The sequence below is a fragment of the Paenibacillus sp. B01 genome (genome assembly GCF_009649995.1).
GTDB lineage: Bacteria > Bacillota > Bacilli > Paenibacillales > Paenibacillaceae > Paenibacillus_O > Paenibacillus_O pasadenensis.
In genome coordinates this window covers 2,674,136-2,689,654 of the sequence record NZ_CP045802.1, presented here as the reverse complement: position 1 = coordinate 2,689,654, position 15,519 = coordinate 2,674,136, and the positions used below count along the sequence as shown (strand labels likewise).

Here is a 15,519-nt window from a genome sequence, read left to right as displayed (position 1 = left end):
GGAAACGACAGAATCCCGCTGCGCCTCAGAGAGCGGTCTCCATCGGCTGGGAGAGACTGCGGCGCCAGCCTTCTGCACCCGTCCCGGAGCGCCCGGCGAGGAGCCGGACAGCGCCCTCTGTTACAAGGGCACCGAGCGGGACGGCTTTGCCGTCCAAGTTTAAGGTGGTACCGCGGAAGCAGCAGCTTTCGTCCTTTAGAGGACGAAAGCTTTTTTTGTTTCCGCCGCGTCCACGCCATTTTTGCCGAGCAAGAGAGGAGCAGCACGATGAGCGCTGACAGACGCGTCGTCAAGATCGGGAGCAGCTCGCTGACGAGTCCCGAAGGCGGATTGAACAAGGAAAAGCTGGCCTTTTACGCCGGAGAGCTGGCCGCCCTCCACCGGCAGGGCCGCGAGGTGCTGCTCGTCACCTCCGGCGCCGTCGCCGCAGGATTCCGGGCGATCGGCTACGCCGCGCGGCCGAAGCTGCTGCATGAAAAGCAGGCCGCGGCCGCCGTCGGCCAGGCGCTGCTCATGCAGGCCTACCAGGAGGCGCTCGCGGCCGAGGGCGTCCGCTGCGCGCAGCTGCTGCTGACGCGGCCGGACTTCACGGCCCGCGGCCGAGGGCGCAACGCGATGATGACGATCGACGAGCTGCTGCGGCAGGGCGTCATTCCGATCATCAACGAAAACGACACGGTGTCCACCGACGAGCTGAAGTTCGGCGACAACGACATGCTGTCCGCGCTCGTCGCCAATCTGGTCGGCGCGCGGCAGCTGATCATCGTCACCGACACGGACGGCCTCTATACGGCCGATCCCCGCCACGATCCGTCGGCGCGCAAGATCGAGCGCGTCGAGACGATCACCGGCGAGCTGATGGGACTTGCCGGCGGAGCCGGCTCAAGCGTCGGCACCGGCGGCATGCGCTCCAAGATCGAGGCCGCGCGCATCGCGATGCGCGGCGGCGTGCCGGCGTTCATCGGCCGCGTGCTGGAGCCGGGCGAGCTGCTGCTCGCCGCATCCGGCAGCGGCAAAGGCACCTATTTCGAATCGCGGGAGCATCATCTGCCGGTCAAGAAGCAGTGGCTCGGCTTCCACTCGATGCCGAGCGGCCGCATCGCCGTCGATGCCGGCGCGGAGCGCGCCCTCGTCAGCGGCGGCAAGAGCCTGCTGCCCGCAGGCGTCACTGCCATGAGCGGCGACTTCCATCCCGGCGACGTCGTCGAGGTGACGGATGCGGAAGGCCGCCTGATCGGCCGCGGCATCGTCAACTACGACTGCTGGCAGCTGCGGGCGGCGGCCGGTCTCGGCTCGGACGAGGTGCGCCGGCGCATCGACATCGCCCGCATCGAGGTCATCCACCGCGACGAATGGATCACGCTCGCCTGACGGCAGCGTCCACATTCGAAAAACATTCAAAACGGGCTCCGGCCCGACAAGGAGGAAACGACATGAGCATGCAAGCCAGCTTGTCCGCCGCTCAGGAGGAAGCCCGCCGCAAGGCGGCCGCCGCGCGCAAGGCCGCATCGCGGCTCGCCGTGCTGACGACGGCGCAGAAGGACGAGGCGCTCGCGCGCATGGCGGACGCGCTGCTGGAGCGCTCCGCCGAGCTGATCGCCGCAAATGCGATCGATCTGAAAACAGGCGAGGAGAACGGCACCGCCCCCTCCCTGCTTGACCGGCTGAAGCTGACGCCGGAGCGGATCGAGGCGATCGCCGAGGGCGTGCGCCAGGTGATCGGCCTGCCCGACCCGGTCGGACGGACCGTGCAGGCGATCGAGCGGCCGAACGGCCTTTCGATCGAGCAGGTCACGGTGCCGCTCGGCGTCATCGGCATGATCTACGAGGCGCGCCCGAACGTGACCGTCGACGCGGCGGCGCTCTCGCTCAAGACCGGCAACGCCGTCGTCCTGCGCGGCGGCAGCGCCGCGCTGCAGACGAACCTCAAGACGGCGGAGATTCTGCGCTCCGCGCTCGCCGGCTCGGCCATCCCGCCCGAAGCGCTGCAGCTGATCGAGGATCCGACCCGCGCCTCCGCCGACGCGATGCTCAAGCTGAGCGGGCTGCTCGACGTCATCATCCCGCGCGGCGGAGCGGCGCTCATCCGCAATGTCGTCGAAAACGCGACCGTGCCCGTCATTGAGACCGGCGCCGGAATCTGCCATACTTATGTGCATGAGGATGCGGACGCGGACATGGCGGTGTCCATCGCGGTCAACGCCAAAGCCCAGCGGCCGTCGGTATGCAATTCGATGGAGACGCTGCTGCTGCATCGCCGCTTCGCCGAGCGCGGGCTCGCCCGCATCGCCGAGGCGATGAAGGAAGCCGGCGTCGAGCTGAAGGGCTCGCCGGACGCGCTTGCCCTGCTCGGCAGCGGCGCGGCGCGTCCGGCGACGGACGCGGACTACGCCACGGAGTACAACGACTACGTGCTCAACATCCGGATCGTCGACAGCCTCGAGGAGGCGCTGGAGCATATCGAGCGCTTCGGCACGCGCCACTCGGAGTGCATCGTAACCGAGAGCGCCGAGGCCGCGGGCGAGTTCCTCGACCGCGTCGATGCGGCGGCCGTCTACCACAACGCCTCGACCCGCTTCACGGACGGGTTCGAATTCGGCTATGGCGCAGAGATCGGCATCAGCACGCAAAAGCTCCATGTGCGCGGCCCGATGGGGCTGCCGGCGCTGACATCCACCAAGTACCGCATCCGCGGAACCGGCCAGGTACGAGGCTGATTCCCCCATTCAAGGAGGCAACTGAACCGATATGACGACGCAATCCGCGGCCGGCGCTTCGCCGGCCGCTCCCGATACGCAGCTGCAGCAGCTGCGCTTCTGCTTCTACGGCGCCGGCTCGATGGCCGAAGCCGTCGCCCGCGGCATGACCGGCCGCAAGCTGTGCCCGCCCGAGCAGATCGGCATGTTCAACCGCAGCGGCGGCCAGCGGCTCGCCGACCTGCGCTCCCTGTACGGCGTGACGACCGCCGAGACGCCGGAGGACAAGGACCGCTTGCTGGCCGAAGCCGATGTCGTGATTTTGAGCATGAAGCCCAAGGACGCCGAGGAGGCGCTCCGCTCCGTCGCCGCCACGCTGCGGCCGGGGCAGCTGATCGTCTCGATGATCGCCGGGCTGTCGATCCGCACGATCCAGGCGCTGCTCGGCCAGCCGCTCGCGGTCGTGCGCACGATGCCCAATACGTCGAGCTCGATCGGCCTCGGCGCGACCGGCCTCAGCTTTTCCAGCGAGGTCAGCGACGAGCAGCGCCGCATCGGCGAGCAGCTGTTCCGCTCCGTCGGCATGACGGTCACGGTCGAGGAGCCGCTGCTCGAAGCGGTGACCGGCGTATCCGGCAGCGGCCCGGCGTATCTGTACTACATCATGGAATCGATGATTCAGGCCGGCGTCGAGCTGGGGCTGGACAGCGCACTCGCGCGCGAGCTGACCGTGCAGACGATGCTCGGCGCCGCGGAGATGATGCGGATCACCGGCGAGCAGCCGGCCGAGCTGCGCCGCCAGGTGACGAGCCCGGGCGGCACGACCCAGGCGGCGATCGCGCTCATGGAGGAGCACGGAGTCGGCCTGCATTTCCGCCAAGGGATGAAAAAATCGTCCCAGCGCGCCTCCGAAATCGGACGCGATCTGGAAAGGAGCGTACTCGGTGACTGAATCGACGAACCGATCCGGCATGTGCGTCGCGACGTACCGCGTCCATGACGACAAGGCCGACTTCGCCAAGAAAGCCCAGTCCATCGCCGTCGGCCTGACGGTCGGCAGCTGGACCGATCTGCCGGAGCTGCGCAAGGCCGAGATGGAAAAGCATCTCGGCCGCGTCGTCTCCGTCGAGGAGCATGCGGGAGACGGCACGCCGGGCAGCCGGCATGCCGACATCCGCATCGCCTATCCCGACCTCAACTTCAGCCGCGACATCCCTGCCCTGCTCGTCACCGTCTTCGGCAAGCTGTCGATGGACGGACGGGTCAAGCTGCTCGATCTCGACGTGTCCGACGGCTTCCAGAGCGCCTTCGCCGGTCCAAAATTCGGCATCGCCGGCGTGCGCGAGCAGCTCGGCGTCCACGGCCGCCCGCTGCTGATGAGCATCTTCAAGTCCGTCATCGGCCACGATCTGAGCGGGCTCGAGGAGCAGTTCTACCAGCAGGCTCTCGGCGGCGTCGATCTGATCAAGGACGACGAAATCCTGTTCGAGAACGACGAGATCGGCATCGACCGCCGCGTCGCCGTCTGCATGGAGGCTGCCCGGCGGGCGTCGCAGCAGACCGGCCAGAAGCTGCTCTACGCCGTCAACCTGACCGGTCCGACGTCGCGGCTGCATGACCAGGCCCGCCGCGCGATCGCCGAGGGCGCCAACGCGCTGCTGTTCAACGCGCTCGCCTACGGCTACGACGCGCTGCATGAGCTCGCGGCCGATCCGTCGGTGAATGTGCCGATCGCCGCCCATCCGGCGATGGCCGGCGCGTTTTATCCGTCGCCGCATTACGGCATCGCCGCCCCGCTGCTGCTCGGCAAGCTGATGCGGCTCGCCGGCGCCGATCTCGTGCTCTTCCCTTCGCCGTACGGCTCGGTCGTCATGCCCAAGGAAGAGAATCTCGCGATTACCGCGGCGCTGCTCGATCCGTCCCGTCCGATGCGGACGAGCTTCCCCGTGCCCTCCGCCGGCATCCACCCCGGCCTCGTGCCGCTGCTGCTGCGCGACTTCGGCATCGAGTCGGTCGTCAATGCCGGCGGCGGCGTGCACGGCCATCCGGGCGGCGCCGCCGCCGGCGGACAAGCGTTCCGCCAGGCGATCGACGCCGCGATGGCGGGCATTCCGCTGCAGCAGGCGGCGCAGGAGCCGGGACGCGAGGCGCTGCGCGCCGCCGTCGACGCCTGGGGAGTGCGCGAGGCCTGAGGCTTCGCGGCATCCGCCCCGCGAATTTCGCAACCGCAACCGAGAAAGAAGGCTTAGAGCGATGAGCATGGAACCGAAAAAACAAGTGCTGTTCTGCGACTTCGACGGCACGATCACCGAGAACGACAATATCGTCGCGATCATCAAGCAGTTCGATCCGGACGGCTGGCGGCAGCTCGTGCAGGACACGGTCGACCAGCGCATCTCCGTCCAGGAGGGCGTCGGCTCGCTGTTCCGCCTCCTGCCGGCCTCGCTGAAGGACGAGGTCGTCCGTTATTCGATCGCCAATGCCGTCATCCGAGACGGCTTCCGCGAGCTGCTCGCCTATTGCCGGGAGCAGGACATCGACTTCTACGTCACGAGCGGCGGCATCGATTTCTTCGTCTACCCGCTGCTGGAGCCGTTCGGCATCCCGCATGACCACATCTATTGCAACGGGGCCGACTTCTCGGGCGAGCGCATCGAGATCGTCTGGCCGCATCCATGCGACGACGGCTGTCCGAACGGCAGCTGCGGCATGTGCAAGACGGCGGTCATGCGCCGGTTCCCGGCGGAGCGCTACGAGCGTATCCTGATCGGCGACAGCGTCACCGACTTCGAGGGCGCGAAGCTCGCCGATCTCGTCTTCTCGCGCGCCCAGCTGACGGCCAAGTGCCGCGAGCTCGGCCTGCCGCATGAGGAGTTCGCGACGTTCCATGACGTCGTGCGCGGCCTGCAGGAGCGCCGCCCAGCCCATCAAGAAAGGACGCGTCAATCATGAGCGATTTTCAAGAGCATCTCGCGAAGCTGGAGGACAAGCAGCGCGCCTACGCCGAGCTGGCCGAGGTCAAGGAGCTGTTCGCCTCGCGCGGCTGGTTCGCCGGCACGAGCGGCAATCTGTCGGTGCGCGTCGGAGACTTCAACCCGGGCCGCTTCCAGTTCGCCGTCACGGCGAGCGGCAAGGACAAGTCGAAGCGCACCGCGGAGGACTTCCTGCTCGTCGACCAGAACGGCAAGCCGAGCGAGCCGACGGCGCTGAAGCCGTCCGCCGAGACGCTGATCCACTGCGAGATCTACCGTCTGACCGGAGCCGGCGCCATCTTCCATATCCATTCCGTCTTCAGCAACGTCGTCTCCGAGTGGTTCTGGGAGCGGCGCTCCGTGCCGGTCGCCGGCGTCGAGCTCATCAAGGGGCTCGGCATTTGGGAGGAAGAAGCGCAGATCGAGATTCCGATCGTACCGAACTACGCCGACATCCCGCGCATCGTGCCGGAAATTACCGACGCGCTCCAGCCTCGCCTGCCGGGCGTGCTGCTGCGCAAGCACGGCATCTACGCCTGGGGCAAGGACGCCTTCGAGGCGAAGCGCCATCTCGAGTCGTTCGAATTCCTGTTCGAATACGTCTATCGCTGGGAGCTGCTGCAGGGCAGCCGTCGATAAGCGGCCCTATTCCCTCGCGAACGAAAAACAACCAGGCACGGCTGCCGGAGCAGCCGTGCTTGGTTGTTTTTGTCGGGCCTCGACAAGTCGGCTGAAGCATGCCAAGCTCAGCCTGGCCACTCGCCGCCTGGATAAAGCGTCGAGCGGTACAGGCGCTTGGGCTGGGGCAGCGCATGCCCCGGGCGCCTGGCCGTCAGATCGATCGCGGCGCTGCCGAAGATCGCCGCTCTCTCATCGTTGTAAACGATGACCTGCTCCGTACCTGTGCCGGCGAGATCGCCATGCACGGCATACCCTTCCGCCGGAAATTCCGCCACTACGTTCATATGGCCGTCGTAGAGGGATGGCCATACGCCTCCACCGCGCCGATAGGCAAGGATGTAGTCCTGCCGCGAATCCGGCTCCCAATGCTGCAGCGTTTCCGCGATCGTCAGCCAGCCGTCGGTCCGACGGTCCTCCTTCCACAGCTGGGCGCCGCTAGAATCGAGCAGGAACAGCGCATCCTTTCCTTTCAGCCCCTTGCCGTCGTCTTCCCGGACGAGCCGGTCCAGTCCCGCGATCTGCAGCCCGGGAAGCTCCGGGCGGAACTTTCCGAGCGCGATATGCTGGGACTCGATCGAGTCCGCATGCCGCCATAGCTCCTGTCCGTCGCGGCTGTACATGACCGTCACGCTGCCTCCGACGACAACCTCCGGAATTCCGTCTCCGTCGACATCGCCGAACCAGATGCAGTCGGCATGATCCTCGAGGCCGCTGCAGCTCCATCTCCTCCGGCCTGTATGATCGAGCAGATCGTATCCCGCCATGATTTCGTCGAAGCCGTCTCCATCCAGATCGCCAGCCCATGGAAAATGGCCCGGATTGCCCTCGTACGTCCAAAGCAGGTTGAATCGGTTGTCCATCGCCCACAGCTTATGGTAGCGGTCTTTCAGGATGAGGTCCGAAGCGCGCGGGCCTCCGCTCAGATTGGCGATGATCAGGCAGTCATGCGCATGGGGAGACGGCAGCTCATGAGACGCTTTCTGCGCTCCCGTCGCGCCGTCCAGCACGACAATGCGATCGTTCATGACGCAGAGCACCTCCAGCCGCCCGTCGCCGTCCCAATCATACACCTGGGCCGGATAGTCGGAGCCCTGGCTTCCCGCTCGAGGATCCGGTTTGCCGGCTTGCCAAAGCCGGTTTCCGTCCAGGTCGAAGGCCGTCACGCATTGCACTTGATGCGGAATATGACGGACATCCTGCCGGTTGTCGGGCTGCACGAGCACGAGCTCCATCCGGCCGTCGGCGTCCAGGTCCCCGAGCAGCATCTTGCATCTCGGGCCTGCCGGGCTGATGTCTAGCTCGGCCAAGCGCGCCGCGCCTTCCTGTCTGCTGCGTTTCATCGGCCACTCTCCTTTAACATAATCGCGCCGCTGCCCGGAATCGCCGGCCGCTCGGGCAGCGCATCGCCGAGCAGCTCCAGGCAAATGATCGCATTGAGCGACCACTGCGAAGCCTCGTTCGTATTCATCCAGCCGATCTCTCGCAGCTCGCGGACATAAGAGACAGTCTGCGCGTCGTTGACCAGATCGACGGTCGCAAACGGATGCTCCATGAGGAACGACCAGGCCAGCCGGGCCGTCCGCTCCTCTTGCCTGTACGAAGCTCCGTAAGCGACGAGGGCAAGCGTCAGAACGGGATGCCCGAAGCTGCTCGCGCTGATCTTCCCGCCGGTGATGTCATCCTTCTCCTCCTGCGGCAGATGATAGAACAAGCCGAAGTCGGCCATCATCTCGTTCCACTGCGGGTCCTTCAGCATGCCGGCCAGCTCCATCCACACTTGCGGTCCGCCCATGCACACCGCCAGATGGCGCCCCCAATTGTCGTCTCCCATCGGCGTCAGCCGGCCCGTCTGCGGGTCGTAGCCGTACGTCGGGCCGGAGATGAGGCCGAAGCTCGCCTGCTTGATGCATGCGATGCCCGTCAGCAGCTTGTCTCGATAAGCCGCGTCCTCGAAGCGCTCCCAGCGGGTCATCCAGTTCGAGCTGAACGCCGCCCAGTCCGGCCCGACGCGGGCATGCGTCGGATGCTCGTCTTTCGGAAAATACGCTCTCATCGGGTCGAGCGAGACGGTGGTGTAATCGGCATCCTTCACTTCCTCCATCATGTCGCCGATCCGCTCGTCGGCGGTCAGATAGTAATAATAGCGATGCAGGCCGGCCATGCTGATGCGAGCCTCCTTGCAGCCGCAGCCCCAATGGACGACATTGTGGCGCGATCCGAGTCCGGCGTATTCGCCAAAGTGATAGACGTCCACCTCGCTCGTATGGCGCGTCATCGCCTCCGCCAGGCGGAAGATGTCCTCCCGGCCCGAGCGCAGGAACATGAGCCATAGCCACATGTTCGGCACGAGCTCCGTATTCTGCCAGGCGCAGCCGCCGAGGTCGTAGTTCCATACATGGCGGGCGGAATCGTAGCTGTGCATGAAGTCGCCGTAGTCCCAGAAGCCGTACCAGCGCCGCTGCTCGATTTCCCGCTGATAAAACGCGATGATGCCGTCCAGCTGCCGCTCCAGATGCGCTTTGGCCTCCGTGCCGCGGTCGGGCAGGCTCCAGATGCCGAACGCGCCTTGACGGTGGAAATGCTCCGGCTCGCATGCCAGCTGCGGCGGCGACTCGTTGTGTTCCGCCAGCCGCTCGAGCCGCTCGGGCGTCGGCGTGGACGCGCAGCCCCACAGCGTCAGCTCGTTCGTATTGGCGACGCCGTAGGGCGTCGCCCGCATTTCCTCGGCGCCTTCGTAGGAAGACTCGACATGCGTCTCGGTGTCGTAATGGCGCATGTCCATGGCAGGGGCGTCCGGAGACCAGAACCAGGCGGTCAGCGCCGCCTCCGCGCCGAGCATCCCCTCGACTTCGAGGGCGGAAGGATGCTTGCGCCAGAAGTCGCGCATCGTTGCCGCCAGGCCGCCGCCTCGGCTGCCTGCGTAGACGACGCCGCGAGCGCGGCGTCCTTCCGCCGCCTTGACCCAGCTGCAGCCCGGCTTGGTGCGCTTGAGCATCCGATAGCTGTCGGCCGAGTGCTGCGTCAGCTTGAAGCTGTCCCAGGAGGCGGATTCCTCGAGCAGCCCGAGAAAATAACCGTCGTTCACTTGCTCCTCGAGCAGCCATTCCCCTCTCAGCTGCCGCTCGAACAGCTCCAAATAACGGCCTTTCGTACGGCGCGTATGCAGCGTCTTGGCGGCTTCGCTCCAGAATCCGCTGTCTCCGGCGAAGCGGACATGGCGGTTGTAGTGAGGCCCGCGCATCGGCACGGAGAAGCGGATTCCGAGCCCTTTGACGAAGTCCTGGCTCGGATTGCCGTCGTAAAAGAACGTGTGCACGATCCGGATCGTCTCGAGCCCCGCGTAGGCGTACAGCCGCAGCGAGAACGGCAGCCACTCGCCCGTGCTGGCCGGCCCGGCCGGCCCGTCGTCGGCCCGATGCCGACCGGACAGCTTCAGGACGGCCCGCGCCGGCCCTTGCTGCTCCAGCTCCACCCTGGCGATCCGCGACCGAAAGCGTTCTTGCCGATACGTCCTGCTTCCGGACAGCTCGCTCCTCGTTTCCCGCATGGCGATCAGCTCAGCCCTTCCGCCGATCGGCACGCCATTCCGAAAGATGCCGTCAATGATTGCGCTTCCTGTCTTCGGAACCCGAAACGAAATGACGCCCGTATCGACATCGACATGCTCCTCCGTCTCCGTCACGCTCAGCGCCGGAGCAGCGGCCATCGTCCGCGCCGATCCGCGCCGAACGGAATATTCGGCCGCCGCATCGGCGGGAAAGGCCGCCGCATGCGCCGTCCATTTGACGCTGCCGTCCGGCCAGTAGGCGGCCGGCCAGCTTTGCAGCGCTGGCGGAGCGCTGCCGTCCTCCGCCTCCAGCGCCAGCTCCTCGCCGCGCCCCAGCTCCCCTTCCTTCCACGGCATTCCCCATGCGACTCCTGCGGGCAAAACAGGCGCTTCCTTCAGCCAGCGTAAACGTACCGTCGTCGTACCGCTCATAGCCTCATCTCCTGCCGAGATAGTATGCAGACGATTTCATTATATCGGCGCCTGCTTTCCCGGCAATCGGACAATCTTGCAGGAGGCGCGCAGGCTCCTTGCACCGTCCGGTCCGGGCTAGCACTTTTTTGCCGGCCGGCCTCGCCGATCGGCTTCGCCTTGCCTGCCAGGGGACGCGTCACTCCGGCCGGCTCATCATGCGGTAGCGAGTTGGCGTCATGCCCTCCAGCTTTTTGAAGATGCGGTTGAAATAGCTGTGCTGATAGCCGACCTGCTCGGCGATGTCCTGAATTTTCAGCTCGGACTCGCGCAGCAGCTCCTTCGCCTTGTCGACCCGCAGCCCGGTCAAGTAATCGATGAAATTGACGCCGGTCACCTGCTTGAACGATTTGCTGAGGAAAAATGGATTGGTGCCGATATGGTCGGCGCAATGATCGAGCGAAATGTCGCGCATGTAATTCCGCTGCAGGAAAAGCACCGCCTGCTCGATCAGGCGTCTCGTCTGGCCATTCGAACGGGTTTCCATCTCTCGGAGGTACGGCTCGAACACTTTGGCCGAAAACCATTCGCAGGCATGCTCGGGCTCCTTGATCTGCGACAGCTGCTCGTACAGATTGGCGCCCTTGTACAACCGGCTCGGCTGGATGCCGGAAGCGAGAATCGCGTGCTGGACCGAGCCGAGCAGCTGCAGCATGCCTTGGTGGACGTCGATCGCCTTCGCTCCCGCCACCGAAAGCGATTGCTGGAACTCGCCCAGCAGCGTCTTGGCGTCCGCCGCCTGCCCGGCGCGCAGCGCCTGCAGCAGCTCGCGCTCCAGCGCGAACGGATAGGTCGGCGCCGGCGAGCCCTCCCAGTCCGACTGCTCCATGTCGATGACCTGGTTCGCATCGTCGAAGTTGCGGAAGCTGGCCGCTTGCTTCACCGCTTCGAAGGCGCGCGGAACGTCGCTCGCCCGCATCATGGAGCGGCTGATCGCGACCGTCACGTTCAGATGGAGCAGGCGGTTGACGGACTGCATCAATTCTTCGCAGAACGATCGGATCTTCGCTGCGAACGATCCCCCCTCGGGCAGGATCAGCAGCAGCCCCGAGCCGAGATCATGGAAGTTGATCGCGTTGTACTGCTCGAAGTACCGCGCGGCCGTCTCGTCGATGATGTTGACCGAGGCGAATGTCACCAGCCCTTCGTCCCCTTGCTTGAACTTGCCCTCCAAGCTGGCGATGCCGCTCAGCTGCACGTACAGCACGATGAACTGCCTGTTGCGGACGTCCCATTTGTACCGTTCCAGGCGCGAGAGCAGATCCTCTTCCGAGTAGGCGTAAAGATAGCCTTGCAGCAGCTGATGCAGGAAGCTCTCCTTGACGTAGGGCAATTGCTCGGTCAGCCTGGCGTTCAGCTCGCGGCTTTCGCGGCTCAGGTCGCGCCAATGCCTTTCGATCAGCGTGAACTCGTCCTCCCTCGCCTCTCCTTGTCCGCCATGCGGAATGAGGCTGCCCATCAGCCGCTTGATCGGCGAATAGATCCGGCCGGAAGCGAGCCAGGCGAGCAGCAGTCCGAGCAGCAGCGCACTGACGCTGACGCCGAGGATGATTCTGGAGACGAATACGACCGGAGCAGTGATCGTCGTGATCGGCGAGGCGGATACATACATCCACGGGTCCATGATGCGTCCAAACTGTCCGGATGTAACCGCGTACGTCCTGCCGTCCCAATCCAAAAGAAAAGAGCCTGTCCCTCCGTCATCCGTCGAGATCCGAGCCCTCAGCCCCGCAATGAACGGCGAGTCCGCGGCATGGCCGTGAGCGGAGACGAACAGGCTGCCGTCCGCGCCGACCAGGAAGTTGTCGCCGTCATCATAGGGAGCGAGCGCCAGCAGCGCTTCCGCCACCTGCTCGCGGTCCAGCCGGGCGACGAGCGCGCCGAACGGCTTCAGGCTGCTTCCGGGAATTGGATGGACGAAGGCCAGCTCCCGCTGCTGAGGCTTGGCCGGATCAAAGGCGAGCTGCGTCCAGTACGTCGTCTTGTTCCCGTTTGCCAGCAAGCTGTCGTAAAGGCCAATCACACGTTCATCCTGCAGCGAGGAATACTCCGGATCGAACAAGATCGGCTGCTCGCCCTGCAAGTAGAGGCTGACGCTGCCGATCATGGCGTTCGAGCCTTGCATGACGAGCAGCGTGCTCGTCAAGTCGCGGGTCCGGATGAAGTCGCGGACGAAGTCATGATCCTGCAGCGAATAGTCGAACCGGGTGTCGAATGCCCAGTGCGACAGCATCATTTCCAGATTCGCAAGCTGCGCGTCCATCGTGCGCGCCCGCTGCTCGATCTGGCCGACATGCTGCTGGAGCAGCTCCTTCTCGAGATTCCCTCCCGCCATCGCATACACCAATACGCTCGTGATGATGCCGGGTATGCTTGCGACGACGAGAAGCAGAATCAGGCTTTTCCGATAATAGCTGCCTGCGCCTCGCGTTAGACGAGCGGCAATCGTTCTCCCCTGCACTCTTTCGCCCCCTACTTTTTTGTAAGCGGATTCAAAAACGCCCGGCCAGAAGATGCATCCAGCATAACCGGAACGGCCTGGATGAACCAGTTTGAAAACCGACTTTTTCCGTTAAAAAGCCGTCTACATCGTGTTCTCGATGCAGACGGCCCGGTGTCGCTTTCGCTTTAATTTGCAGCAGCGTAGAGATCGTTGATCTCTTTCACATAGTCGTCGCCGCCGGATTTTTTCCACAGCTCGATGGCCTCTTTCCAGCCCTTCTCGTCGATCTGGCCGACGATGAACTTGATGCGCGCGTCATTGATGATGTTGCCGAGCTGCTGGCCCTTCTGGGAGTATACGGCGGAGATGAACGGAGCGGACGGGTCGGCAACGATCGTCTCCCGATTTTTCGCCATCACCTCGGCCTGTTTCTTGCGCAGCGGCGTCTGCTTTACGTCCAGTCCGAGGTTGGTCGCAGGCGTGAACGGCGCCATCTGGTTGAGTCCCTCGACCTCGGACTCCAGCAGCGCGCTGTCGTCGGACGGCTGGATCGTATTGTCCTCCGATTTTGTATAATGCACGCCTTCGAGACCGGATCCGACGAGCGTCAGGTTTTCCGGCTCGTTCAGCGCATCCAGGAAGGCCAGCACCTTGTCGACCTCCTCCTCCGTTTTTACGCTCGACTTCGGTATCGCCAGCATGCCTGAGAACCCGGCCGTCGGCAGCGTGCGGATCGAGCCGTCGGGGCTTTTGACCGCGCCGAACACATCCATGTAATGCTCTCGTTTGTCCTCCTTGCCGGCTGCGGCGAGCGCGTCATGAATCCGCAGGTCGGCGCGGGCAGCCCCGTCCACGACGTCGATGATCACGCCGGCCTGGCCATTGACGATCGGATCGGTCCACTTCGCAGAGTCCATGACGGCAAAGTCCTGGTTGACGAGCTTCTCGTCGTACAGCTTTTTCATGAACTTGAGCGCTTCGAAGTATTCGTCGTACATGAAGTCCGGCGTCAGCTGGCCGTCCTTAGTCCCCCAGTTGTTCGGCGCGCCGAACCAGAGCTTGATCTGATCGAAGCCCGCCCCCCACGCCGGCGCCCATTTCACCATGACGAGGCCGTACGTATCGTGCTTGCCGTTGCCGTCCGGATCTTTTTCGGTAAACGCTTTCAGCATTTCGTAGAACTCATCGATCGTCGTCGGCTGCTTCAGCCCGACGCTTTCCAGCCAGTCCTGGCGGTAGTAGACGCCGTTGCGGCCGATCTCGCGGCCTCGGTACACGCCGTAATTGCGGCCGTCGATCGAGGCGTTTTTGAGGATGACCGGATCGGATTGGCTCAGATTCGGATACTTTTTCAGCTTGTCGGTCACGTCCCAGAACGCGCCCGCTTTGACGGCGTTGACGAAGCTCGGGCCTTTCACATCGGGCACGTAGAGGATGCTCGGCAAGTTGCCCGAGGCGAGCGTAATGTTGAACTTGTCGCCGTACGAGGCGTTCGGCACCCATTGGAAGTGGATGTCGGTGTTCGTCCGCTTCTCCAGCTCGGCCGCGACCGGGCTATCGTCCTTCGGAAAATTCGTCTTGAAAATCGGCAGCATGATGCTCAGCGCCAGCGGCTTGTCCGCGGTCGGCGATGCGTTCGGAGAGCCGCTGGCGGCAGGCGGAGCGGAAGCGGCAGGCTCGTTGCCGCTGCTGTCGGACGCGCAGCCTGCCATAGCGGCGGCGAAAACGGAACTGAGCAGCACGAGCCGGGAAGCGGAACCGGCGAGCGTCGATTTTTTCATTGTGATCTCCTCCTGGAACGGAAATGGCTCAGCCTTTGACGGAACCGAGCAGGACGCCTTTGGCGAAGTGCTTTTGCAGGAACGGGTAGACGCATAGGATCGGAATCGTACCGACGACGATGACGGCCATCTTGATCGACTGGTCCGGCGGAGCGACGAAGCTCGGATCCATCGAGTTCATGTCTCCGGCAGCAGCCTGAGATAAGAGGACGATCTGGCGCAGCATGACCTGCAGCGGCCATTTTTGCGGATCGTTGATGTAGAGCAGCGCCGCGAAAAAGTCGTTCCAATGGCCGACGGCATAAAACAGCGTGAAGGTGGCGAGCACCGGCATCGACAAGGGCAAGACGATGCGGCCGAGCAGGCCGAGCTCCGTGCAGCCGTCGATGCGGCCTGCATCCTCGATCTCTTTCGGGATTTCCTGGAAGAAATTTTTGACGATGATCAGGTTGAACGCGCTGATCGCGCCAGGCAGCATGAGCGACCAGAGGGAATCAAGCAGATGCAGCTCCCGAACGACGAGGTAAGTCGGAATCATGCCGCCGCCGAACAGCATCGAAAAGATGACGAGGTTCAGCACGAAATTCCTCCCCCACAATCCTCTGCGGGCGAGGGCGTAGGCCATCGTCACGGTGAAGAACAGATTGACTGCCGTGCCGATGACGGTGACGTAGACCGATACGCCGATGCTCTGCATGATCGTGTCCGTCGAGAAGATGAACTTGTAGGCATCGAGCGTGAGCGATTCCGGAATGAAGAAGACCGCTCGGCTCGTCAGCTCCGCGTCCGAGGCAAACGAGCCGGCGACGACGTACACGAAGGGCAGCACGGCCGCCAAGGCGCATGCGGTCAGGAAGATGATGTTTGCCGCGTCGAAGATCGTCCCGGCGATGCTGCGGTTGCGTTTGGACATGGTTTCCGATCTCCT

At 64.3% G+C, this 15,519-nt stretch carries 11 protein-coding genes; 6 read left to right on the top strand and 5 right to left on the bottom strand.

The features are described 5' to 3' along the window. Positions 1-267 precede the first annotated feature (267 nt). The 6 genes from proB (at position 268) to mtnB (ending at position 6,307) form a co-directional block, all read left to right on the top strand. The gene (gene proB / locus GE073_RS11655; RefSeq protein ID WP_219623330.1) at positions 268-1,371 is read left to right on the top strand and encodes a glutamate 5-kinase; all 1,104 of its coding nucleotides are present in this window, start codon (positions 268-270) and stop codon (positions 1,369-1,371) included. Positions 1,372-1,433: 62 nt separating this feature from the next. Further along, positions 1,434-2,717, top strand: coding sequence for a glutamate-5-semialdehyde dehydrogenase (locus tag GE073_RS11650; protein WP_153783498.1), 1,284 nt, complete (start codon positions 1,434-1,436; stop codon positions 2,715-2,717). Between the two features lie 31 nt (positions 2,718-2,748). After that, positions 2,749-3,648, top strand: coding sequence for a pyrroline-5-carboxylate reductase (gene proC, locus GE073_RS11645; protein WP_153783497.1), 900 nt, complete (start codon positions 2,749-2,751; stop codon positions 3,646-3,648). A gap of 19 nt (positions 3,649-3,667) precedes the next feature. Continuing rightward, a complete protein-coding gene (locus tag GE073_RS11640) occupies positions 3,668-4,888 on the top strand; it encodes a 2,3-diketo-5-methylthiopentyl-1-phosphate enolase (protein WP_153784716.1) in 1,221 nt (406 codons plus the stop codon). A gap of 61 nt (positions 4,889-4,949) precedes the next feature. Then, positions 4,950-5,648, top strand: a complete 699-nt coding sequence (locus GE073_RS11635; protein ID WP_153783496.1) for a 2-hydroxy-3-keto-5-methylthiopentenyl-1-phosphate phosphatase — start codon at positions 4,950-4,952, stop codon at positions 5,646-5,648. Continuing rightward, positions 5,645-6,307, top strand: a complete 663-nt coding sequence (gene mtnB, locus GE073_RS11630; protein ID WP_153783495.1) for a methylthioribulose 1-phosphate dehydratase — start codon at positions 5,645-5,647, stop codon at positions 6,305-6,307. The genes GE073_RS11635 and mtnB overlap by 4 nt, the downstream gene beginning before the upstream one ends. 107 nt (positions 6,308-6,414) lie before the next feature. Here mtnB and GE073_RS11625 read toward each other — a convergent pair whose 3' ends face one another. The 5 genes from GE073_RS11625 to GE073_RS11605 form a co-directional block, all read right to left on the bottom strand. Beyond that, positions 6,415-7,689 carry a rhamnogalacturonan lyase family protein gene (locus tag GE073_RS11625; RefSeq protein ID WP_153783494.1) on the bottom strand — a complete coding sequence of 425 codons (1,275 nt, stop codon included), beginning with the start codon at positions 7,687-7,689 and terminating at the stop codon, positions 6,415-6,417. After that, on the bottom strand, positions 7,686-10,328 hold the full coding sequence (locus tag GE073_RS11620) for an exo-rhamnogalacturonan lyase family protein (RefSeq protein WP_153783493.1): 2,643 nt from the start codon (positions 10,326-10,328) through the stop codon (positions 7,686-7,688). Before GE073_RS11620 ends, GE073_RS11625 begins: the two co-directional genes overlap by 4 nt. Before the next feature lie 178 nt (positions 10,329-10,506). Then, the gene (locus GE073_RS11615) at positions 10,507-12,828 is read right to left on the bottom strand and encodes an AraC family transcriptional regulator (protein ID WP_153783492.1); all 2,322 of its coding nucleotides are present in this window, start codon (positions 12,826-12,828) and stop codon (positions 10,507-10,509) included. Between the two features lie 167 nt (positions 12,829-12,995). Beyond that, a complete protein-coding gene (locus GE073_RS11610) occupies positions 12,996-14,591 on the bottom strand; it encodes an extracellular solute-binding protein (protein ID WP_153783491.1) in 1,596 nt (531 codons plus the stop codon). A 28-nt stretch (positions 14,592-14,619) separates the two neighbouring features. Beyond that, positions 14,620-15,504: a carbohydrate ABC transporter permease gene (locus GE073_RS11605; protein WP_153783490.1), complete on the bottom strand. Its 885-nt coding sequence runs from the start codon at positions 15,502-15,504 to the stop codon at positions 14,620-14,622. Positions 15,505-15,519 lie beyond the last annotated feature (15 nt).